This window comes from Pandoraea pneumonica (assembly GCF_049918595.1).
In the GTDB taxonomy this organism is placed as follows: domain Bacteria; phylum Pseudomonadota; class Gammaproteobacteria; order Burkholderiales; family Burkholderiaceae; genus Pandoraea; species Pandoraea pneumonica_A.
Genome location: NZ_JBNCRZ010000001.1, coordinates 1,371,119 through 1,393,351, shown reverse-complemented (window position 1 = coordinate 1,393,351; position 22,233 = coordinate 1,371,119). Strand labels below are relative to the sequence as shown.

Genomic DNA, 22,233 nt, shown 5'->3' with positions numbered 1-22,233 from the left:
TGGTGTGCACCGCCTGCGGCGATGCCAATTTCGGATTCAATAGGGCATATCGTTACGCCATGCCCTTCACCCGCCGTGGTCGGCGTTTCGGTGGCATCGCAGCCCCGTCTGGCGGTTCCGCTTCGATGGCATTTCGATCTGGCGCCCACAGGCTGCGCAAACGCTCCGCCATGTCTCGCAGCGCGTATTCCTGTGCGGCGAACTGCGGCGACTGCATGCGCTTGGCGACACGCAGCAGCCGTCTTGCCGATTCTTCGTCGTACATGGCCTGCACGGTCATCTGCGTGACCTGATCACGAAGCACATCGAGCGCTTTCATCGACGTGCGGATCTCTTTGACCTGCTCGGCCAGCCGCCGCATTTGCGCCAGCCCCGCGGCTTCAGCGCCTTCGATTGGCGCCGACATGGTCGTCTCGATCGGCGTGTCTTCGGGTGTGGATGACATGACGTTGCCCCGCTATTGAATCGACGACCGATTCTAGGGAGGCCTTCGATGCGTCACTTTTCAAATGACGTGCGACTTGTCGCTTAACGACACGAAGTTTTGGATGTGGGACTTTTCCGATCAATCGACGGGGACATGTCCTGCGATTGGGAAAAAACAATGGGCCCGCACTAGGCGGGCCCACGGTTTGCAGCATTTGTGGCTGGCGATCGGACGGGGTTGTTGCGTCGTCGCCGTCTCATAGACGAGACAAGATCATTTACGCCGGACCGAATCCGCCTCCTCCCGGCGTTTCCACGACAAAAATATCGCCCGGCTGCATCTGCGTGCGACCGATATGACCCAGCGCTTCGCGCGTCCCATCCGAACGCTCTACGTAGTTCGCGCCCAATGAGCCGACATCACCACCCTGTGCACCAAACGGGGCATGCACGCGGTTGTTCGAGAGAATCGACGCCGTCATCGGCGTGAGGAAGCGAATGCGTCGCACGGCGCCGTTACCGCCATGCCAGCGCCCTGCACCACCGGACCCCGCGCGAATACGATGGCTCTCCAATCGCACCGGATAGCGCCACTCAAGCACTTCAGGGTCCGTCAGGCGCGAATTCGTCATGTGCGTCTGCACGGCGTCCGAGCCATTGAAGCCCTCGCCCGCGCCGCTGCCTCCCGCGATGGTCTCGTAGTACTGATACGTCTCGTTGCCGAAGGTGAAGTTGTTCATCGTGCCCTGGCTCGACGCCACGCGACCCAACGCGCCATACAAGGCATTCGTGATTGCCGATGAGGTCTCCACATTCCCCGACACCACCGCAGCCGGGTACGCCGGATTCAACATCGACCCGCGCGGCACGATCACCGTCAGCGGTTTCAAACATCCCGCGTTGAGCGGAATATCGTCATCGACCAGCGTGCGGAACACGTACAGCACGGCAGCCATACACACGGCGCGCGGCGCGTTAAAGTTGTTAGGCAATTGATCCGATGTACCGGTGAAATCAATCGTTGCGCTATGCGTCGCAGCATCGACACGAATCGTCACGTCGATGACTGCGCCATTATCGAGTGGGTAACGATAGTGTCCGTCGGCGAGCGCACCGATCACACGACGCACCGCGGCTTCGGCGTTGTCCTGCACGTGCCCCATATAAGCGAGCACCACGTCGCGCCCAAACTCGTTCACCATGCGACGCAATTCATCCACGCCCTTCTGATTCGCCGCCACCTGCGCGCGCAAGTCCGCCATGTTCTGATCAATGTTGCGTGCGGGGTAGCGCGCCCCCGCCAACAATGCGCGCGTCTCACGATCGCGCAACACACCGGCGGCCACCAGTTGCCAGTTGTCGATCAGCACGCCCTCTTGTTCCACATGCGTCGAATCAGGCGGCATCGAGCCCGGTGTAATGCCGCCAATATCGGCGTGGTGTCCGCGCGAGCCGACGTAGAACAACGGCGCGTCTTCACCGGCCATGAACACCGGCGTAATCACCGTGACGTCGGGCAAGTGCGTGCCGCCGTGATACGGGTCGTTGAGCATAAAGACGTCGCCATCACGCATCGCACCGTGGTTACGCTCGATCACGGTGCGAATGCTCTCGCCCATCGACCCCAGATGCACTGGCATGTGCGGCGCGTTGGCAATCAGATTGCCCTCTCGGTCAAATAGCGCGCACGAGAAGTCGAGACGCTCTTTGATGTTCACCGAGTACGCGGTGTTTTGCAGACGCAACCCTATCTGCTCGGCAATCGACATGAACAGATTGTTGAAGATCTCCAGACGCACCGGATCGGCTTGCGTACCGAGACCGCGTTGCGACGCACGCGCCACCACGCGCGTGAGAATCAAATTGCCTTGCGCACTCATCTTCGCTTGCCAGCCGGGTTCGACGACCGTCGTGCCGCTCTTCTCCGCCACGATGGCGGGACCGTCAACGGTGTCACCCGCGAGCAGCGTGTCGCGCGAGAACAAGGCCGCGTCGCACCACGCGCCGCCTGCATACAGCGTCACCTGATCGATCGGCTGTGCGCTGCCCGACGCGCGCGCGGCAAGCGGCGTGATATCGACCGGCGCATCCGAATGGCCGATCGCTTCGACCGACGCGACCTCGGCGATCAATGCTGCGCCGTCCATCAGGAAGGAATAGCGTTGCCGATACGCCGCTTCGAACGCGGCTCGCATTTGCGGCACATCGCCAAACGGCACCGCAATCGCGGAATCCGTGCCCGCATAGCGAACGTGCACACGGCGTACCGTTTCGATACGCGACGGCGGCACGCCTTGCGAGAGCAGGCTATTGGCGGCTTCGTCCGCGAGTGCGCCGAGGGCGTCTTCCAATGACGACAGCGTGTCGTCCGACAGCGGCGCTTCGATCATGCGCTCGCGCATCGCCGTCTGATCGGCGAGTCCCATGCCGTAAGCCGACAGGACGCCTGCCAGCGGATGGGCGAACACTTGCGTCATGCCAAGCGCGTCGGCCACACCACATGCATGTTGACCGCCTGCGCCGCCGAAAGTGGTGAGCACATAGCGGCTCACATCGTGGCCGCGTTGCACGGAAATTTTCTTGATCGCATTGGCCATGCTGCCGATAGCGATTTCAAGAAAGCCTTCGGCGAGTGCCTCGGGGGTTTGTTGACGCCCTGTCGCCACCTCGATCTCTTTCGCCAACGCAGTGAACTTTGCGACCACGACGTCACGGTCGAGCGCTTCGTTGGCGAGCGGTCCGAACACCTTGGGGAAGTGCGCGGGTTGAATCTTGCCGAGCATCACGTTGCAATCGGTGACTGTGAGCGGACCGCCTCGACGATACGCGGCAGGCCCCGGATTGGCTCCTGCCGAATCCGGCCCCACGCGCAAACGTGTGCCATCGAACGACAGCACCGAGCCGCCGCCTGCCGCCACGGTATGAATGCTCATCATCGGCGCGCGCATGCGAACACCGGCGACTTGCGTCTCGAACACGCGCTCGAACTCGCCGTTGTAATGCGAAACGTCGGTGGAAGTGCCGCCCATGTCGAAACCAATCACGCGCTCGAAGCCTGCCGCGCTCGACGCGCGCACCATGCCGACGATGCCGCCCGCGGGGCCCGACAAGATCGCGTCCTTGCCCTGAAAGTTATCGGCGCGCGTCAGCCCGCCGCTGCTCTGCATGAATTGCAGATTGACACCGGGCATCTCCTGCGCAACCTGCTCCACGTAGCGACGCAGAATCGGCGACAGATAAGCGTCGACGACAGTGGTATCGCCGCGCGACACCAGCTTCATCAGCGGCGACACCTCATGCGACACCGACACCTGCGTGAAGCCCAGCTCACGCGCGAGCGCCGCCAGCGCCTTTTCGTGCGCTTGATAGCGATAGCCATGCATCAACACGATGGCGAGCGCACGCACGCCTTTCGCATACACCGCTGCCAACGCGCTGCGAGCCGACGCCAGATCGAGCTGACGCACGACATCGCCGTGCGCGCCGACACGCTCGTCGACTTCCACCACGTCCGCATACAACGCTTCAGGTAATGCGATATCGAGATCGAACAATCGCGGACGATTCTGATACGCGATGCGCAGCGCATCACGGAAGCCCTGCGTCGTGACCAGCGCGAGCGCTTCTCCCTTGCGTTCAAGCAACGCGTTGGTGGCGACCGTCGTGCCCATCTTCACCATCTCGACCAGTGCGGGCGTGATGGGCTCGTGAGCAGACAGCCCGAGCAGATGACGAATGCCTGCGACAGCTGCATCACGATATTGCTCCGGGTTCTCGGAGAGCAGTTTGTGCGTCACCAGCGTGCCGTCCGGGCGGCGCGCCACGATGTCGGTAAAGGTACCGCCGCGGTCGATCCAGAACTGCCAGCGCGGGTCGCTGGCAACGTTGTGTTGGGTAGCAGGCGTGAGAGCGTTCGTCATGAGGTCACTCGTGTTTCATCAGTGCGCACGTCTCCCGCGCAGACCCGTCAGGCTTTTTTGCCTGCGGGCTGCACTCAGAAGACAGCGCTCGGGGGGAAGTTTTCAGGCGCGGCAGCGACGGCTGCCGCGGTGATTCAGAAAGTCAGCGTGAGGCGACGCGTGAGCCGCTCACTGCGCCGCAGCGTCGAGCGCATCCAGCTCACGTCCGCGCGTCTCCGGCAGGGTGAGGGCGGCGAGAATCAACACGCCGTACGCCGACGCCGCGAAGATGCCGATGGTCGTCCCCAATCCATACTGCTTTGAGAGCATGCCGATCAAGAACGGGAACAGTGCACCGACCGCGCGGCCCACGTTGTAGCAGAACCCTTGGCCCGAGCCTCGAACGTTCGTCGGGAACAACTCGGTCAGGAACGCGCCCATGCCGCTAAAGATGCCCGACGCGAAGAACCCCAGTGGGAAGCCCAGCCAGAACATCGCGCTATCGGTGAGCGGCAACGACGTGTACGAGAACGCAATCACCATCGAGCCCACGGCGAACAGAATGAAGTTCGGTTTGCGGCCAAGGCGGTCGGTCAGATACGAACTCGCGAGATAGCCGACCCACGAGCCGAAGATGATCATCGCCAGGTAGCCACCCGTGCCCATCACCGTGAGATGACGCTCGGTCTTGAGGAACGTCGGCAGCCACGTCGTGATGGCGTAGTAGCCGCCTTGCGCACCGGTGGTCAGCAGCGCGGCACGAATCGTCGTCGACAGCAGCTTCGGGCTGAAGATGGCGGCGAGCCCCGGTGCGTCGGCGGACTTCGCTTGCTTGGCCTTCTCCTTTTGATACACCTCCGGCTCCTGCACATAACGGCGGATAAAGAGCACCAGCAAGGCGGGCAGCAAACCGATCAGGAACAGCGCGCGCCATGCCAGCTCGGCAGGCATCAGCGAGAACAGTGCCGAGTAGAGAATAGCGGTCAGCCCCCAGCCGATGGCCCAGCCCGACTGCACGAGGCCCACGGCCTTGCCGCGATCCCGTGCGCGAATGACTTCACCGATCAGCACGGCACCGGCGGTCCACTCGCCACCGAAGCCGAAGCCCATGAGTGCGCGTGCCGCGAGCAATTGGTGATAGTTCTGCGCGAGGCCGCAAAGACCGGTGAACACCGCAAACCAGAGCACGGTCAGTTGCAGCGTGCGCACGCGCCCGATGCGATCCGACAGAATGCCTGCGACCCAACCGCCCAGTGCCGAAGCCAACAGCGTGAGCGTGCCGATAAAGCCCGCGTCGGCGAGGCTGATGCCCCACGTGGCGATCAGGGTCGGAATGACGAAGCTCAACATCTGGGTGTCCATGCCGTCGAGCATGTAGCCGACCTTGCAGCTCCAGAAGGCGCGCTTTTCGCGCGGTGTCGCGTCGCCGTACCAGCCGAACAGGCTGCCGCCGGCGGGGGCCGGGGGGGTATCCGGCACCGTGGCAGCAGCAGCTGCCGACGGGCTCGCGAGAGGGGTTTTGCTATCCATGAGAAGAAGACTCCGGTGATGTCCTGTCTTGCCGTGTGATGCCCTCGGGCCGCGCTCCACGATAGGCGTGTTGGGTCAGCGGCAGTCGGCAATACGCTTTGCCGTCTTCCGTCATGGCGCGGTGTTCTTATGTGCTACGTGCTACCTAGTGCGTGGTGCGTGGTGCGTGAATCGCCGTCCGCAACGCTTAGCAAGCGGTTAGAAGATAGCGAGCGATGCGTTCGGGATATCGGTCATCAACATGTAGCCGGGCTTGTGCGCAATGGCGAGCGGCAGCTTCGCGCCCATGAGCGCGGTTTGCGGCGTCACACCACAGGCCCAGTACACCGGCAGCTCGCCATCGCGGATCGTGACGGCGTCGCCGAATTCGGGTTTCGAGAGATCGGCAATACCCAGTTCGGCCGGGTCGCCGATATGAATCGGTGCGCCATGCACGCCGGGAAAGCGGCTCGTGATCTGCACGGCGCGAATCGCATCGGCGCCCTTCATCGGCCGCATCGACACGACCAGTTCGCCGCCGAATTTGCCCGCGCGCTGATTGGCAATCTTCGTGCGATACATCGGCACGTTGCAGCCCTCTTCCACGTGACGCAGCGGAATGCCCGCTTTGGCGAGCATGTGCTCGAACGAAAACGAGCAGCCAATAGCGAACACGACGAAATCGCTTTGCCAGTACTCCGCCAGATTGTCGACTTCCCCGGCGAGCTTGCCATCGCGATAGACGTTGTAGCCCGGCACGTCGCTACGAATATCCACCTCGCGGCCCAGCGACGGCACGTGCCACTGGCCCGGCTCGCCCACCCCCAACAACGGGCACGCTTTCGGGTTGCTCTGGCAGAAGCGCAGGAAGTCGTGCGCATGCGCCACGGGCAAGATCGCCAGATTGGCCTGTGCGAAATCGCCGCAATACCCGGCGGTCGGTCCGCGGAACTGGCCGCTGCGCACGGCCTGTCGGAATTCGAAGGGCATGATCGTCTCGCGTTGCGAAGTGAAGTCGAGCGGCGTGGCAGGATGGTTCATGGCAGTCGGGGCGAGTGGGCAGCGATTCGGGGGAGATGCCTGTGTGGCATCGGATGGGTGAAGCATAGAAAGAAAAAAATGTTGTCGCTAACGAGTTTTTCTACGCATCGCCGTATAGAATTTCTTAACAACTTCGCGGGTTTTCCCGAGGATCGCCGTGAACACCCGTTTTCTCGAAACCTTCGTCACGCTCGCCAAACTGCGCAACTTCCGTGCGACGGCCACCGCCCTGCACGCCACGCCCGCGGCCATTTCTCAGCGCCTCAAAGCACTGGAAGACGAGCTCAACACTGCACTGGTAGATCGCGAAAGCCGCGAGTTTCGACTCACACCGAACGGCGAGTACCTGCTCGGCTATGCCAAAGCCGTGGTGGAAGCCGCGAAACGTCTGCAAGCGGCCGCCTCCGGCGAGAGCACGACGCGTGGACGCTTGCGACTCGGCGTGATCGAGACCGTTGTGCACAGCTGGCTGCCGCATTACCTGCGACGCCTCGCCGCCGACTACCCCACGCTTGAAGTTGAACTGACGGTCGATGTCTCCGTGCAATTGCAGCGCCGCCTGCTTGCCGACGAACTCGATCTCATCATTCGCGTGGAAGGCAGCGACGACAGCAGCGTGGTCTGCGATGCGCTCGCCAATTACCCCGTGCACTGGATCGCGCGCACCGGCTTGTTCCCGAACTCGCGCGGCGGGCTAGCCAAGCAGGTTTTGCAGCATCCGATCCTCACCTACGGACGCGGCACCGCGCCGCACCGGGCACTCGAAGACATCGTCGCGAAACTCGCGGGGGTGCACGGCGTGCCACTCTCGGAGACGCGCATCACCGGCTCGCCGTCGATTGCCGTCATCGTGCAATTAGTGCGCGATGGCTTCGGCGTGGCTGCGATTCCGCGCTTGTTCGTCGACGCGTTGATTGCGAGCGGGGAAGTGGTCGAGTTGCCGTTGCAACCAGCGCCGCCGTCCATCGTGGTGTCGATGTCGCGACGAGCGGACGCACCGCTGTTCGTGCACGGCGCTGCGACTGCCGCACGGGCAGCATGTGCGGAGTATTGCCGCAAGAGCGACCGGCGGCTGGTGGAATTGTTGTGAGCGTCCGTCGACGTTGCGAAGGCCGCGCTTATCCGAAGTGCGCCAGCCGCGTGAGAAACGTGTAATCCGCCTCGGTAGCCATCAGCGCCATCAGCACGAGTAGCGCGAGCGGCGGAATCAGAATCGCGTACACGAGCGCCAGCCGCTCCCAGCGCATGTGCATGAACACCGCCACGATGAGCCCCGCCTTGGCGACCATCAACGCGAGGATCAATCCCCATCGTAGGTAACCGTGCAGGTTCGCGTAATCGACGAGATACGAGAACGTCGAGAGCACGAAGAGCAGACCCCATACCTTCAAATAAATGCCGACCGGATGCTGTTGCCCCGAGTGACTGGCAGGGGATGTTGTGGGAGATGCCGCGGGGGATGCGGATGCAGCAGCGGGGTCCATGGCAAGCCTCTACCAGAGATAGAACAACGCAAAAATGAAAACCCACACGAGATCGACGAAGTGCCAATAGAGGCCTGCGATCTCGACGAGTTGATAGTTGCCACGCCGCTCGAGCGTGCCGTTGAGTACCTTGCGCATGACGGTGAGCAGATAGATCACGCCCGCGCTCACGTGCAGTCCGTGAAAGCCCGTAATCATGAAGAAGCACGCACCGAATTGCGCGGCGCCCTTGTCATTGCCCCACGGGCGAATGCCTTCGTGCACGATCAAATTGGTCCACTCGAACGCTTGCATGCCGACGAAGGCGATACCTAGGTATGCGGTCGCGAGAATGCACGCCGCCGTTTTGTCGCGATCTTGCCGATAGGCATAGTTCACGCCCATAGCCATGGTGCCGCTGCTGGTAATCAGCACGAACGTCATGATGGCGATGAGCAACAGCGGCACCGGATGCCCGTTCACGTTGAGCGCAAAAATCTCGGCGGGGTTCGGCCAGGGAACGGTGGTGGAGATGCGCACCGTCATGTAGCCGATCAGGAAGCTGCTGAATACGAACGTGTCCGAGAGCAGGAAGATCCACATCATCGCCTTGCCCCACGGCACGTGGAACGCGGCGCGATCGCCCGACCAGTCGGTGACGATACCGCGCCAGCCGTCGGGCAGATTAGCCGCGTCTGCCACGGTGTTCGAAGAGGACGATGTCGTATTCACGATGACGCTCCGTCTGACTCGGTGACTTTCTCGTGCGCTACTGACTCACACCACACAACCGCTGTGCAATTTCCGGCGTGAGGTTAGCGATCGCCGCAAACAGCACGAGCCACAACACCAGCAGGAAATGCCAATACTGCGCGGTGAGCGACAAACGTCTGGCGCGCGTGCCGTGCGAGATGGCACGCGGCATGAGCAGCGCCCACGCGATGAGGCCGCCGATCAGATGCACGGCGTGCAGCCCGGTCAGCAGGAAGAAGAAGCTGTTCGCCGGGTTGCCTGCCACACCGTAGTGACGCGCCACGAGATCGCGCCACACCCAGAGTTGTCCGATCACGAACACGAGCGCCAGCGCACCGGCCGCCATCCAGTCGCGGCGCGAGCGACGCAATTCGCCACGCTTCGCCTGCCAAACGGACGACTGCATGACGATGCACGCCGCCGCCAGTACGCCCGTGTTCACCCACAACGCGGGCAACGACGGCAGCGGCCGCCAGTCGCCAAGACTCATGCGCATCACGTAGGCGACGAGCATCAGTCCGAAGAGCATCCCAATGACGCCCATGAGCCACCACACGGCAATTTGCGATGCGCGGCGACGTGGTGGTTGTGCAATCGGTACGCCACCCGAGGGCATGGGCGGCCACGACGGAACGGGTCTCATGATGCGGCTCCTTTCGGGCTTTCCGGCGAGGGCGGCGTGGAAGGCGAGCGACGTTCGTGCGACGCATCGCCATCGGTCAGCGTCGCTGGTCGCCTTGGATCGGGCGCGAGATTCTGCGGCACAAAGTCTTCGATATCCCCCGGCACGCTGTACTCGTAGGGCCAGCGATACACCACCGGCAGCGCGGGGCCCCAGTTGCCGTGCACGGGTGGCACGTTCGGTGTCTGCCATTCGAGCGAGGCCGCGCGCCACGGATTCGCCCCCGCGAGCTTGCCGCGCCGCAGACTCCACGCGAGGTTGAACAGGAACAGCAGTTGCCCGAGCGCAACGATGAATGCGGCCACCGAGATATAGGTGTTCATCGTGTGGGCCGACTGCGGGATGAAGCTGTACCCCTGAAACTCGTAGTAGCGCCGTGGCATGCCGAGCACACCGAGGTAGTGCATCGGGAAGAAGATCGCGTAGGTGCCGACGAACGTGATCCAGAAATGCCACTGGCCGAGCCGGTCGTCGAGACGGCGTCCGGTAATAAGTGGGTACCAGTGATAGATGCCGCCAAAGACGACTAACAGCGGTGCGACGCCCATCACCATGTGAAAGTGAGCGACGACGAAATACGTGTTCGAGAGCGGCATGTCGACGCTGACGTTGCCGAGGAACAATCCCGTCAGACCGCCGATGACGAACGTGCTGATGAAGCCGATAGCGAACAGCATCGGCACGGTCAGATGAATGTCGCCGCGCCAGAGCGTGAGCACCCAGTTGTAGACCTTAATGGCGGTCGGAATCGCGATGACCAGCGTGGTCGTAGCGAAGAAGAACCCAAAGTACGGATTCATGCCGCTGATGAACATGTGGTGCGCCCACACGACGAACGACAGCACCGCGATGGCGAGAATCGCCCAGACCATCATGCGGTAGCCGAAGATGTTTTTACGGGCGTGCACGCTGATGAGATCGGAGACGATGCCAAAAGCAGGCAGCGCCACGATGTAGACCTCTGGGTGGCCGAAGAACCAGAACAAATGCTGGAACAGCAACGGGCTGCCGCCGCGATAGTCGAGCGGCTGGCCGAGCGAGACGATGGCGGGCATGAAGAAGCTCGTATGCAGCGTCTTATCGAGCAGCATCATCACGCCCGAGACGAACAGCGCAGGGAACGCGAGCAACGCCAGCACCGTCGCCATCACGATGCCCCACACGGTGAGCGGCAGACGCAGCAATGTCATGCCCTCAGTGCGAGCCTGCAAGACGGTGGTGACGTAGTTCAGGCCACCCATCGTCGCCGCCACGATGAAGATCAGGAGCGAGATCAGCATGAGCACGATGCCCCACTCGGTGCCGGGTGTGCCGGGCAGAATGGCCTGCGGCGGGTAGAGCGTCCAGCCGGCGCCGGTCGGGCCGCCCGGCACGAAGAAGCTGGCCATCAGGACGATCACGGCGAGCAGGTAGACCCAGTAACTGAGCATGTTCAGGAACGGGAAGACCATGTCGCGCGCACCGACCATCAGCGGGATCAGGTAGTTGCCGAAGCCGCCGAGAAACAGCGCGGTGAGCAAGTAGATCACCATGATCATGCCGTGCATGGTGACGTACTGGTAATAGTGATTCGCGTCGATGAAGGAGAACTTGCCGGGAAAGCCGAGTTGCAGGCGCATCAGGTTCGAGAGCACGAGACCGACCAGACCGACCGCGATGGCCGTGAGCGCGTATTGCACGGCAATCACCTTGTGGTCCTGGCTCCAGACGTACTTTGTCCAGAAGCTCTGCGGGCCGTCGTGCTCGCCGTGTGCGGATGTGCCGTATGCCATGGCGCCTCTCCTCCTTAGCGTCTGTGTTGTGCTTTCTACGCTGTGTGTGCTTTCGGTGATGTCTGTTCGTTAGGCTCTGTCTGCGTTGTCTGCGTTGTCTGTCTCGTGACGTCTGCGGCTATCGGTTTTGCGGCGGCACCATCGACGGCACACGCGGTTGCGTTGGCGCCGACGGGGCATTGCCCGGCTGCGGCGGAATCGCTAACTGCGGCAACGGCGTGGCGAGCGGCGGCGGCCCCGACATGGCAGGCGCGCTCGGGACGCGATAACCCGGCGACGATGCTGGCCCCGGCGAGAGCGGCGCCATCTGCATGGGCTCGCGCGGCGTGATCAACGAGTTCTGGGCGAGTACCAGCGTGTCGAGCATTACGGTCGGGGCCGTGGGAGTGACCGGCGTCGCTGGGGCCAGCGTCTTGATGTACGCGATCAACGCCGCCAGATCGGCGTCTGTCAGATCCATTTTCGGCATGAGCGGTGCGAAGCCTTTCGGCACGCGCTCGGTCGGGTTACGGATGAAGGCGGCGAGATAGCTGTCGTCGACTTTGGCGGTACTGCCGTCCTGGAACGTTTCAGTCTTGCCATACAGCCCGTGCCACGTCGGCCCGACGCCAGCAGAACCGTCGACCGAGTGGCAGCCAGCGCAGCCCTTCGCTTGCGCGAGCAGCTTGCCCTTGGCGGCGAGCGGATCTAATGCGCCGCCGCCGGCGTGTTGTGCTTGCAGTGCAGCAAAAGTCGGCAACTTGGCGACCCAGGCATCGTAGGCAGGGCGATCGTCGACCACCACTACGCCCCGCATGTTGGAGTGGCCCACACCGCAAAGCTGCGCGCAGAGTATGTCGAAACGTCCGGTCTGCGTCGGGGTGAGCCACATTTGGGTGACCATCCCTGGCACCATGTTCATGCGGGTGCGAAACGGCGGGACGTAGAAATCGTGCAGGACGTCTTTGGCGCGGAGCAACAATTTGACCGGCACACCGACGAGCAGATGGAGTTCAGGCGCATCGACGATGCGATTGTCCTGATTGGCGGGATCTTTGGGATTCAAGCCGAGTGGGTTGTCGGCGGTGACGTAGGCCGGGTCGGAGCTGCCCAGGCGGCCGTCCGGTCCCGGCAGTCGAAACCGCCATTGCCACTGCTGGCCAACGACTTCGACCACCATGGCGTTCGACGGCGGGTCGATCAGCTTGGCGTAGACGAACAGCCCGGGGGCGAGCATCGCGGCGATGCCGACGGTGGTAATACCGATGAGCCAAGCTTCGAGACGGCGGTTATGAGGCTCGTAGGCGGCGCGGTGACCGTCCCGGTGGCGATACCGGAAGATCGCCCAGGCCACGAATAGATTGATGACAACAAACGCCACGCCGGTGATCACCAGCGTAATGGTGAGGGTATCGTCCATCTGGCGCCAGTTCGACGCCAGCGGAGTCAGCCACCACGGGCTCCAGAAATGAAACGCGAGCGCGGCGGCGACAATAACGATCAGAAGGATCGGGAGGGCCATGGCAACGCTTCGACGACTCAACACCCTCTGTAGACTAGACGTTACCTCTTTATATTAAAAGGGGATTCGACACGACCGAGTGTGTGGGCGGCCGTGTCACACACGCACCGCCGCCAAATCATTGATTCACCGGTGCCCAGATCTCGAAGCTGTCTCGCAAGAACGGCAATACGGCGGTGCCGCATTTCCGATAACCCGCGGGGAAATTCGAGATCACGGCGGGCATTTCAAGGCGCTCACCGTTACGAGCCAAGGTCACGCCCAGTACGGCTCGCCGCAATTGTGCCGGGTCGCTCCGCTGAAGTACGGCTTGCGCGAATGGTTGGGTGAACATCCAAGGCGTGTCGAGCGGAACGGTATCGAGTACCAATGCCACTCCCGCCAGGTTGTACAGCCCAACGTAGGGCACCCCGGGGGGAATGTGGCATTCGTTTGCAGCACTACGCAGTGCCTGAACAAACTTCAACGTCTCTGCGTCGACACCAACGCGCCCCAACCCGGGAATATCTACCGGATTCGTCTGCTCGGCCAGCGGCGAAATAAGGCGATAGGGAATGCGCATACCGCTTGTGACGACTTGGCTCGCAATCGTTGCCGCCAGGACCAGCGAAAACGCCATCGGCGCCCACCGTTGCTCACTTTGTGCCATCCAGCTGAGGGACGCGCACAGCAGACCCCAAGGGGCAAGCGCCAACACAATCTGGAACGACACCTTGTTCGCTGTGCCGAGCGCAATCAGGAACGGCAAAAAGAACAACGCTGCAACGAGCAGAATCGTCATGAAACGGCGCCCCCAGACCCGAAGCGTGGCGATCATCGCGAGCACGACGATACCGGCCAGCGGCACGGACTGGGTCGCATAGCGATCGAGCCCGCCCACGGCGAGTCCGTCGCGTACCACGATAACGGCAGTGATCGCCGCAGCGATAAGACTAATCGACGGCCGACGCAGGGCGACTCCGATCACGACGCACACGAGCGCCGGCCAGAACGCTTGCAGAGCGGCTCGAAGCATTGCGACAAGTTGCTCTACGTTCTGCATCAACTGCGCGACGATCGATATCTTGGGCTGCACAATGCTCGCGATCTCCAATCCTTCGCGAAAGGCCGCCAAGGCATGCGCTGGTGTCTCGAAACATGCGGCGATCAACACCACCGTTGCAGGCACCGCCAAAAGCATCGCCACCATGTTGAGCCACCGCGAACTCGGGGCGCGCCACAACACGAGGTGCACCCCCAGGATCAGCAGCACGCCGCAAATCCCGGTCGAGAACTTGGCGAGCGCCGTCAAGCCGAGTACCACCCCGATCACGATCGCATTGAGGCATGACAAGCGGCGATCGTCGCGGTCAAGGCCTGCCAGGGCGAGTCCAACCGCAACGTACACGCCTGCGGCCGCCAGCAAGTTATACGAGGGCGAGAAGTTCAGCGTGGCACCGTAGAGCCACGCGGAGAGCACGCACGATGCCACCAATTGCGCACGCATCCAGCGTCCGGGAGCGGATTCGATACCGAACCAGTGCGCGGCACGCATCAGCCCCAGCGCAAGCGCTACCGAACTGGCCGTCAGGATGATGAAACCAGATGCCCGAAATGAGACGAGGCTACCCGTGACGTGCCAAAGAGGAGCGACAAGCCATTTGAACGCCGTCACGTAGAAGCGCACATCCCCTGGATATTTGGCGTTCAGGAGGTAATACGCTTCGTCGGAGAGTTCAAGGCCTCGATTGAACGTCCAGCCGATGTAGACCCCGAGACCGATCATCAGGCCGACAAGCGCCCACCCCGTGAGTGCCTCCGCGGACATTCGAAATCCGCGACGGCCAGAATTTTCTATTGTTTTCAGCATATAGGGGCGCGCTTTTGCCCGGCGGTGTAGACACTGGAATGGGGTGCAAGGCGGTAGCAACAGCCGCCTCGCTAGGACTAGGCTGCTCCGGCTTTCGACAGCCCCTGCACAATCTGCCTGACCGCACGTTCTGCGGAGAATTCACGCGCGAAAAGGTCACGGCAACGCGAGGGCATCGCCGCGTCGGTCGCGATCTGTTCGAGGAGCGCGTTCGCCATCTTCTCAAGGGCCTGCGGATCGTTACTTTCGCACGCCAACCCGACGTTCTCGTCATGCACCAGCCTGGCCAGATCGTTGCCTGCATTAACGTTGGCAAGTACGGGCAACCCGCTCTGCATGTATGTCAAAAACTTTCCCGGGATGTTGTGGGATTTGTGCCGATGGTCCAACGCGACGATACCGACGTCGCATTGGCTGTACAACTCCGGAATTTCATCAGGATGCACTTCATCGCGGAAGACGACATTGGAAAGCCCGCGGTCTCTGGCCAGGTCGGCCAGGCGCTTGGCATCGCTGCCTCGCCCCACGAACAGGAAGCCGACATCATCTCGGTGGGCGAAGCGAGCTGCCAGCTCAAGAATGACATCCATTCCCTGCGCTATGCCCATATTGCCGGCATAGACGAACACCTTCCTGCCCGCCAACGGTGTCTCGTCGATACGAATCGTCGCTCGCCGGTCAGCCGGCTTGTCGAGCCAATTCTGCAAAACTTCAAGGCGCCGATCCGGCGCCTGCTTCCAACGATCGAAATAGGAAAGATTGCCGGACGTCTGCACACCGATCACATCTGCGACCGAATACTGATACTGGGCCACGGCGTCGAAGAAGCGGTAGGCGGCACCACCTCGGCGCATCAACCCCATGTCCACCGCCCACTCAGGAAAAATATCCCGAATGATCAGGTACCCTCGCGCGCCGCTTGCCGATTTCAGCGTGCGGGCAAGCGGGCCATGAAAAATCGACGGGGCATACCAAACCACGCCATCCCATTTGACGTTCGCCAGCGTGCTCTTGCGAAGATTGCGTCGCATCGCAAACGGCATCAAAAACTCGCCGATGGTCCGGCGTATATAGCCGATGTCCTTAGTCTTCGGCGCCTTCAATCGCAGTACGTTGACGCCGTCGATAGCTTCGAGCTGCCACGGTCGATCCAACTCGAATGACGGCAACAGCACCGTCAGGTCGTGCCCCTGACGAACGAACTCGCGCGACAGGTCGCGCAGTTGCACTGCCCCCGATGTGCGCAACGGGGGAAAGGTATCGGCAATAAGAGCAATGCGCATTGGCGGTATCAATATTGCTTCCAGACCACACGCTTAACGTAGTCCGTATAGCTATGAATGATGCGCACGACCTTCTCCGACACATTCGGCATGCTGTAGTCCGAGACGAGACGAAGTGTCCGGTCTTCGCCGCGACCCTGCGATTCGAGGATCGCGAGTCCCTGGCGCACACGATCGACTTCCATGCCGACCATCATGACAGCCGCCTCTTCCATGCCTTCGGGACGCTCATGCGCCTCGCGCAAATTCAGGGCTGGGAAGTTGAGGATCGAAGATTCTTCGTTAATAGTGCCGCTATCCGACAACACTGCTTTCGCAGAGAGTTGCAAGCGCACGTAGTCGTGAAAGCCGAGCGGCTTGAGCAGACGGACCTTCGGATGAAATTTCACCCCGGACGCGTCGACGCGCTTTTGCGTGCGCGGGTGCGTCGAGACGATCACCGGCAGGTCGTAATCCTCGGCCACTGCATTGAGCACGCTAACCATCTTCGAGAACATACGCTCCGATTCGATGTTCTCTTCGCGGTGCGCACTCACGACAAAATAGCCGTGCTCCTGGAGACTCTGCTTGTTCAACACGTCCGACGCGAGAATACGGTCGTAGTAGTGATGCAGCACCTCGTACATCGGGCTGCCGGTCTTGATCACCTGATCCGGAGGCAACCCCTCGCGCAGCAGATATTCGCGCGCAATGGAGCTGTACGTCAGGTTGATGTCGGCCGTGTGGTCGACGATACGACGGTTGGTCTCTTCCGGTACGCGTTGATCGAAACAGCGATTCCCCGCCTCCATGTGGAAGATCGGAATCTTGCGGCGCTTGGCGGGAATCACGGACAAACAGCTATTCGTGTCGCCGAGGACCAACATCGCATCGGGTTGTTCGCGATCGAGTACCGCGTCCACCGCGATGATCAGGTTCCCGATGGTGTGCGCCGCCCCCGTGCTGTTGTGGGCACTGTTCAGAAAGTGATCGGGCTTACGGACGGCCAGGTCGTCGAAGAAAACCTGATTGAGTTCGTAATCGTAATTCTGGCCCGTGTGGACCAATACGTGATCGCAGTGCTCGTCGAGCGCGGCCAAAACGCGGGACAGGCGGATGATCTCCGGACGGGTGCCGACGACCGAGACGACTTTCAGTTTCTTCATCGCTGAGTTTTACAACGCGCAGGCGTAAGTATCGGGTTTGTTACGGTCGAAGACTTCGTTCGCCCAAAGCATGACGATCAGGTCATCTTGACCGGTGTTGGTAATGTCGTGCGTCCAGCCCGGCACCGTTTCGACGATCTGCGCCTTCGTGCCCGTCGTCGACAGCTCGAACGTCTCGCCGGTGAGCATGTGCCGGAACTTGAAGCGAGCCTGCCCCTTGATGACGAGGAACTTCTCGGTCTTTGTATGGTGGTAGTGTCCGCCACGCGTAAAACCGGGGTTCGCCGTGAAATAAGAGAACTGACCGCAGTCCGGCGTTTTGAGCATTTCGACGAAGGCGCCACGCGCATCGCTGTGGCTCACCACGTCGTAGGCAAATTGTTCCGTCGGCAGATAACTCACATACGTCGAGTACAGCGCACGAACTAGCCCCACCCCCACACGCTCGGTCGTCAGATCCTGACGACTATCGCGGAACGCGCGAATCAAACGGGCGACTTCGCCGACCGTGGTCGTGTACTGCGGCGACAAAATCTCGAAACCCTGCGCGTCGGGTGCGCTGTCTGCGCCGTCCATCAACGCGATGAGGCGTTCGACCACATCGTCGACATAGACAAGCGTCAGCGGCGCGCTCGGGTCGTTCACCTGAATCGGCAGATCTCGTGCGATGTTGTAGCAGAAGGTGGCGACGGCCGAGTTGTAGTTCGGCTTACACCACTTGCCGAAGACGTTCGGCATCCGAAAGACGAACGCCTTCGCCTGCCCCTTCTCCTGAAGCGCAAACAACGCGTCTTCCGCAGCACGCTTACTCGCGCCATAAGGGTTGTCGAGCTTGGCCTGGGTCGACGATGTGTACGCCACGGGTACGCAACGCCCGCAAGCCGCGATCGCGTCGCACAGGGCCGAGGTCAGATCGGCATTCCCCGTCGTAAACTCCGCCGGATCCTTCGGGCGGTTCACGCCAGCCAAATGGAAGACAAAATCCACTTGATCCAATAGTTGCGGCAGCTCGGCGGTAGCGTTCTCGCGCGTGAAGCTCACGACCTGAACATCCTTGCGCTCGGACAGGCGCAGGCGGAGGTTCTTGCCGATGAAACCATCAGCGCCGGTAATCAGAACTTTCATCGATCACTCCTCCGGATCGACGTATTCGCCGCGCACGGCCGCCTGCATGAAGCGCAGCTTCATGAGCAGCGCCTGCATGCCCGTCACGTCAAGACGCGTCGTGTTGTGCGAGTTGTAGTCGGTCGCGTGCGAAATTTTGATCTCGCCCGTTTCGACGAATTTGCCATAGTTCAGATCGCGCAGATCCGGCGGCACGCGGTAGTAGTCGCCGAGGTCTTCGGCGGCGGCCATTTCTTCGCGGCTGAGCAGCACTTCGAAGAGCTTCTCGCCATGACGGGTACCGATCACATTGATCGTGTGGTCGGGCTTGCCCAACATCTGGCAGAGCGAGCGCGCCAGGGTGTCGATCGTCGCGGCCGGTGCCTTTTGAACGAAAATCTCGCCCGGGTTACCGTGTTCGAACGCGTAGAGCACCAGATCGACTGCGTCGTCCAGCGTCATCATGAAGCGCGTCATTTCCGGATCGGTAATCGTGATCGGTGTGCCGGCGCGAATCTGGTTCGTGAACAGCGGGATCACCGAACCGCGCGACGCCATGACGTTGCCGTAGCGCGTGGCGCAGATCACGGTGTCGACCGACGAGCGAGACTTCGCCACGATCACCTTTTCCATCATCGCCTTGGAAATTCCCATCGCGTTGATCGGATAGACGGCCTTGTCGGTGCTCAGGCAAACGACTCGCTTGACGCCGTGGGTGATCGCCGCCTCCAGCACATTCTCCGTGCCGAGAATGTTCGTCTTGACCGCTTCCATTGGGTGAAATTCACACGACGGCACCTGCTTGAGTGCGGCGGCGTGGTAGATGTAATCCACGCCACGCACTGCATTCTGGACCGATTGGTAGTCGCGGACATCGCCGACATAGAACTTCAACTTGGGGCTGTTGAACTTCTTGCGCATGTCGTCCTGCTTCTTCTCGTCGCGGCTCAAGATCCGGATTTCACGCAGATCGGAATCCAGAAAGCGACGCAGAACCGCATTCCCGAACGAACCGGTTCCACCGGTGATAAGCAACGTTTTATCTGAAAACATGAGTTACATCCCGCAATTAAAGAGTGTTCAGAGACAGCGCCGTGCGGCAGAGCTGCTCTTTTTGCGATGGCGTCGGATAGTTGATAAGCACAGCGCGGTACTTGCCCTTGAAGACAAACAGACTGCCAGCGGCCGCACCCACCACACCGACGGCTGACACGAGATTCTCAATATCCTCGAGACTGCCTGCACCGCCGAGGAACGTCGCGGGCACACTGAGCGCCTGGCGTACCTGCTTTGCGAGTTCGATGTCGTAGCCCTTCATTTCACCATCGCGATCGATGGAGTTGATGACAATTTCACCGGCTCCCGCGTTCTGCAACTGCACCGCCAATTCGACCGGATCGACCTTGCGCGCCTCTTTGGCGTTATGGGTACAGACCTCGTAGCCCTTCGCAAACAGGCCGGTTCGCTTGCGAACGTCGATGACTGCCACGACGGACTGGCGGCCGATCGCCGAGGCAATTTCCCCGAGTAACGCCGGGTTAGCGATCGCAGCCGAGCTGATCGAGACCTTCTCGACACCCATGTCGATGATGCGCGCGGCCTGTGCGGCCGTCTTGATGCCGCCGCCGTAGCAAAGCGGCATGCGGCACTCTTCAGCCAGTTTCGCGATCAAGTCGAAATTCGGCTCGACGTTGTTCACCGTGGCATCGATGTCGAGCACAATCAGTTCGTCCGATTCCTTCTCGTTGAAGATCTTGACGGCGTTGATTGGATCGCCGACGTACTTCGGCGACTTGAAGCCCTGGGTTTTCACCAGCCCGCCCTGATGCACCAAAAGGCACGGAATAATTCGTGGACGCAGCATGTTTTAACTCTCGGCGAAATTCTTCAGGAGTTGTCCGCCCCAATGGTGGCTCTTCTCGGGGTGACACTGCACGCCATTGATATGGCTGCGCGAGACGACGGCATCGAAGTCGAAGCCGTAGTTTGCCGTCGCCGCGACGTGAGACTTGTCAGCGGCGTCGAAGTAATAGGAGTGCAGAAAGTAGAACTGCGGATGGGCGTCGAATCCTTGCTGGAATAGCTTCGCACCGTCTCGCACTGTGAGGTCGTTCCACCCCATGTGTGGCATCGGCATCGTCGCCGCTTCGGGCGTATTCGCGAAACTACGCACGCGGCCCGGAATCCAGTTCAGCCCCGGCAGTTCGCCTTCTTCCGAACCGCTTGCGAGCATCTGCATGCCAACACACACACCCAGCACCGGCAACTGCTTTTCGAGTACGAGTTGCTCCAGCGTCGGGCGCATCCCCGAAGCATTGAGCAGTTGCATCGCGTGATCAAACGCTCCGACGCCGGGAAGGATCAGGTGCGTGGCGTCGCTCAGTTCGCCGGCGCTCTTCGCGCGCTCGGCATGAATGTCGAGGCGTCGGAACATGTTCATGAACGCCTGGATATTTCCCACGCCATAGTCGACGATGCGAATCATTCTTTCTTACCTCAAAAGTGCCGGAGCGCAACATCGCTCTCAAGCCGTCTGTAGGGCGGATTACCGTAGCCTCCACCCCACGCACTTACACCATACGGGCCAGTCGGATCAACGGAAGTGGCGCTTCTCGAGACCCAGCCAGCGGAAAATATTGGTCCCCAGCCCGATCAACCAACGCTTGTTCTTGTAGTCCCGATAGGTCTTCTTCGGCATCGAGAACAGCTTCTGCAACTCGTCCGTGCTCAGGCTCAGTTTGTTAGCCACGTAGCCGAATTCCTGATTGAGGAAGTGTTCGTCCATTTCCGGCTTCGAAATACGTTCGAGTGCCGCCTCGCGGGTCAATTGCCCCGTCATGATCAAACTCGAGAAATGCGCGCGGCGCTTCTCGAAGCCAAAGCGGCGCGGCAGCCAATAGTCTTCGTAGAATCGCGTGAAGCGCGATTCGTGGTGTTTGTGCTTGAAGCGCTGCCATCCATACAAACGCTCGAGCTCGTCCTCGGCGTCCTTTTTCACGTATGGCACAAGATTCAGCGGATGGTGAATCTTCATGCCCAGCACCTTCTGATACCAGACCTTGTAGACCAGAATGTCCGTCAGTGGGAACGACTTCAGCTCGCCCTGACCGAAACGACGCCAGATGTCGCCGAACAGGCGCTTGTCGATTCCCAGATACCCACCCCACTCTTCCGGTTCCCGGCAGCACTCGGTCGAGAAATTCGAACCGGTGATGACGTGCTTAATACCGTGCTTGCGGGCAAAGCCATAGAGCGCCGAGAAAAATGCCGCATCCTGCACCAGATCTTGATCGGGGATGCCGGCGCGAAGGAAAGCGACCTGCAACCGCTTCATCTCCTCCCAGTTCACGACCTCGGTGTACAGGTCGAGTCCGAGCCCGTCCACCAGCTTTTCGATGTTGCCCACCGCCTGATCGGTATTCCAGCCGGCATCGACGTGGAATAGCAATGGACGCAGGCCCATCTTTACTGTCGCGATATAGGCGGCATAAGAACTGTCGAGGCCGCCGCTCAAGCCGATAATGCAGTCGAAATCCCGCCCCTTGGCACTTTCGCGAATGGTGTCCGCCAGCGCGGCGAGCTTCGCCGCACCTCCGCTACCGGTATCCCAGTTGGGGGCAATCGTGTTCGTGAAGTTATTACAGTAGTCGCACCAGCCACGCTCATCAAACGTGATATTCGGATCGGACGTGTCCATGATGCAGTGATTGCAAATCTGGTACGCGTGCGTTGCGTGGTCTGTATTTCGTTCAGCCATTTTCTGACTCTGAGTATTTGGGGCGATAGGTAGACGTGACGAAAAGCGG

At 61.0% G+C, this 22,233-nt stretch carries 17 protein-coding genes and 1 pseudogene; 1 reads left to right on the top strand and 17 read right to left on the bottom strand.

All coding sequences use genetic code 11. The features are described 5' to 3' along the window. Positions 1-52 precede the first annotated feature (52 nt). The 4 genes from ACPWR9_RS06365 to ACPWR9_RS06350 form a co-directional block, all read right to left on the bottom strand. Complete coding sequence (locus tag ACPWR9_RS06365) at positions 53-445, bottom strand: hypothetical protein (RefSeq protein ID WP_426296004.1); 393 nt, start codon at positions 443-445, stop codon at positions 53-55. 259 nt (positions 446-704) lie between these two features. Next, a complete protein-coding gene (locus ACPWR9_RS06360) occupies positions 705-4,346 on the bottom strand; it encodes a hydantoinase B/oxoprolinase family protein (protein ID WP_426296005.1) in 3,642 nt (1,213 codons plus the stop codon). A gap of 168 nt (positions 4,347-4,514) precedes the next feature. Further along, positions 4,515-5,855: an MFS transporter gene (locus tag ACPWR9_RS06355; RefSeq protein WP_426296006.1), complete on the bottom strand. Its 1,341-nt coding sequence runs from the start codon at positions 5,853-5,855 to the stop codon at positions 4,515-4,517. A gap of 198 nt (positions 5,856-6,053) precedes the next feature. Beyond that, positions 6,054-6,827 (bottom strand): putative hydro-lyase, encoded by a 774-nt coding sequence (locus tag ACPWR9_RS06350; protein ID WP_426296603.1) that lies wholly within the window; start codon positions 6,825-6,827, stop codon positions 6,054-6,056. Between the two features lie 205 nt (positions 6,828-7,032). On the opposite strand from ACPWR9_RS06350, the gene ACPWR9_RS06345 reads away from it, so the two are divergent. Continuing rightward, a complete protein-coding gene (locus tag ACPWR9_RS06345) occupies positions 7,033-7,965 on the top strand; it encodes a LysR family transcriptional regulator (protein ID WP_426296007.1) in 933 nt (310 codons plus the stop codon). Positions 7,966-7,993: 28 nt separating this feature from the next. Here ACPWR9_RS06345 and ACPWR9_RS06340 read toward each other — a convergent pair whose 3' ends face one another. The 13 genes and pseudogenes from ACPWR9_RS06340 to ACPWR9_RS06280 form a co-directional block, all read right to left on the bottom strand. Further along, a complete protein-coding gene (locus ACPWR9_RS06340) occupies positions 7,994-8,359 on the bottom strand; it encodes a cytochrome C oxidase subunit IV family protein (protein ID WP_426296008.1) in 366 nt (121 codons plus the stop codon). Positions 8,360-8,368: 9 nt separating this feature from the next. Then, positions 8,369-9,070: a heme-copper oxidase subunit III family protein gene (locus ACPWR9_RS06335; protein WP_426296009.1), complete on the bottom strand. Its 702-nt coding sequence runs from the start codon at positions 9,068-9,070 to the stop codon at positions 8,369-8,371. A gap of 37 nt (positions 9,071-9,107) precedes the next feature. Continuing rightward, on the bottom strand, positions 9,108-9,734 hold the full coding sequence (locus ACPWR9_RS06330; protein WP_426296010.1) for a cytochrome c oxidase subunit 3: 627 nt from the start codon (positions 9,732-9,734) through the stop codon (positions 9,108-9,110). After that, a complete protein-coding gene (gene ctaD / locus ACPWR9_RS06325; RefSeq protein ID WP_426296011.1) occupies positions 9,731-11,545 on the bottom strand; it encodes a cytochrome c oxidase subunit I in 1,815 nt (604 codons plus the stop codon). Before ctaD ends, ACPWR9_RS06330 begins: the two co-directional genes overlap by 4 nt. 412 nt (positions 11,546-11,957) lie before the next feature. Continuing rightward, positions 11,958-13,046, bottom strand: a pseudogene (locus tag ACPWR9_RS06320) (cytochrome c oxidase subunit II); the annotation flags it as partial. A gap of 118 nt (positions 13,047-13,164) precedes the next feature. Further along, the gene (locus ACPWR9_RS06315) at positions 13,165-14,853 is read right to left on the bottom strand and encodes a hypothetical protein (RefSeq protein WP_426296012.1); all 1,689 of its coding nucleotides are present in this window, start codon (positions 14,851-14,853) and stop codon (positions 13,165-13,167) included. Between the two features lie 119 nt (positions 14,854-14,972). Beyond that, on the bottom strand, positions 14,973-16,178 hold the full coding sequence (locus tag ACPWR9_RS06310) for a glycosyltransferase family 4 protein (RefSeq protein WP_426296013.1): 1,206 nt from the start codon (positions 16,176-16,178) through the stop codon (positions 14,973-14,975). An 8-nt stretch (positions 16,179-16,186) separates the two neighbouring features. Then, complete coding sequence (gene wecB, locus ACPWR9_RS06305) at positions 16,187-17,323, bottom strand: non-hydrolyzing UDP-N-acetylglucosamine 2-epimerase (protein WP_426296014.1); 1,137 nt, start codon at positions 17,321-17,323, stop codon at positions 16,187-16,189. A gap of 9 nt (positions 17,324-17,332) precedes the next feature. Next, positions 17,333-18,448 (bottom strand): UDP-2-acetamido-2,6-beta-L-arabino-hexul-4-ose reductase, encoded by a 1,116-nt coding sequence (gene wbjC, locus ACPWR9_RS06300; RefSeq protein ID WP_426296015.1) that lies wholly within the window; start codon positions 18,446-18,448, stop codon positions 17,333-17,335. 3 nt (positions 18,449-18,451) lie between these two features. Beyond that, positions 18,452-19,480 (bottom strand): polysaccharide biosynthesis protein, encoded by a 1,029-nt coding sequence (locus ACPWR9_RS06295; protein ID WP_426296016.1) that lies wholly within the window; start codon positions 19,478-19,480, stop codon positions 18,452-18,454. 16 nt (positions 19,481-19,496) lie between these two features. Further along, positions 19,497-20,291: an AglZ/HisF2 family acetamidino modification protein gene (locus ACPWR9_RS06290; protein WP_426296017.1), complete on the bottom strand. Its 795-nt coding sequence runs from the start codon at positions 20,289-20,291 to the stop codon at positions 19,497-19,499. Positions 20,292-20,294: 3 nt separating this feature from the next. Beyond that, positions 20,295-20,912 carry an imidazole glycerol phosphate synthase subunit HisH gene (hisH, locus tag ACPWR9_RS06285; RefSeq protein WP_426296018.1) on the bottom strand — a complete coding sequence of 206 codons (618 nt, stop codon included), beginning with the start codon at positions 20,910-20,912 and terminating at the stop codon, positions 20,295-20,297. Between the two features lie 108 nt (positions 20,913-21,020). Then, complete coding sequence (locus ACPWR9_RS06280; RefSeq protein WP_426296019.1) at positions 21,021-22,184, bottom strand: N-acetyl sugar amidotransferase; 1,164 nt, start codon at positions 22,182-22,184, stop codon at positions 21,021-21,023. Positions 22,185-22,233 lie beyond the last annotated feature (49 nt).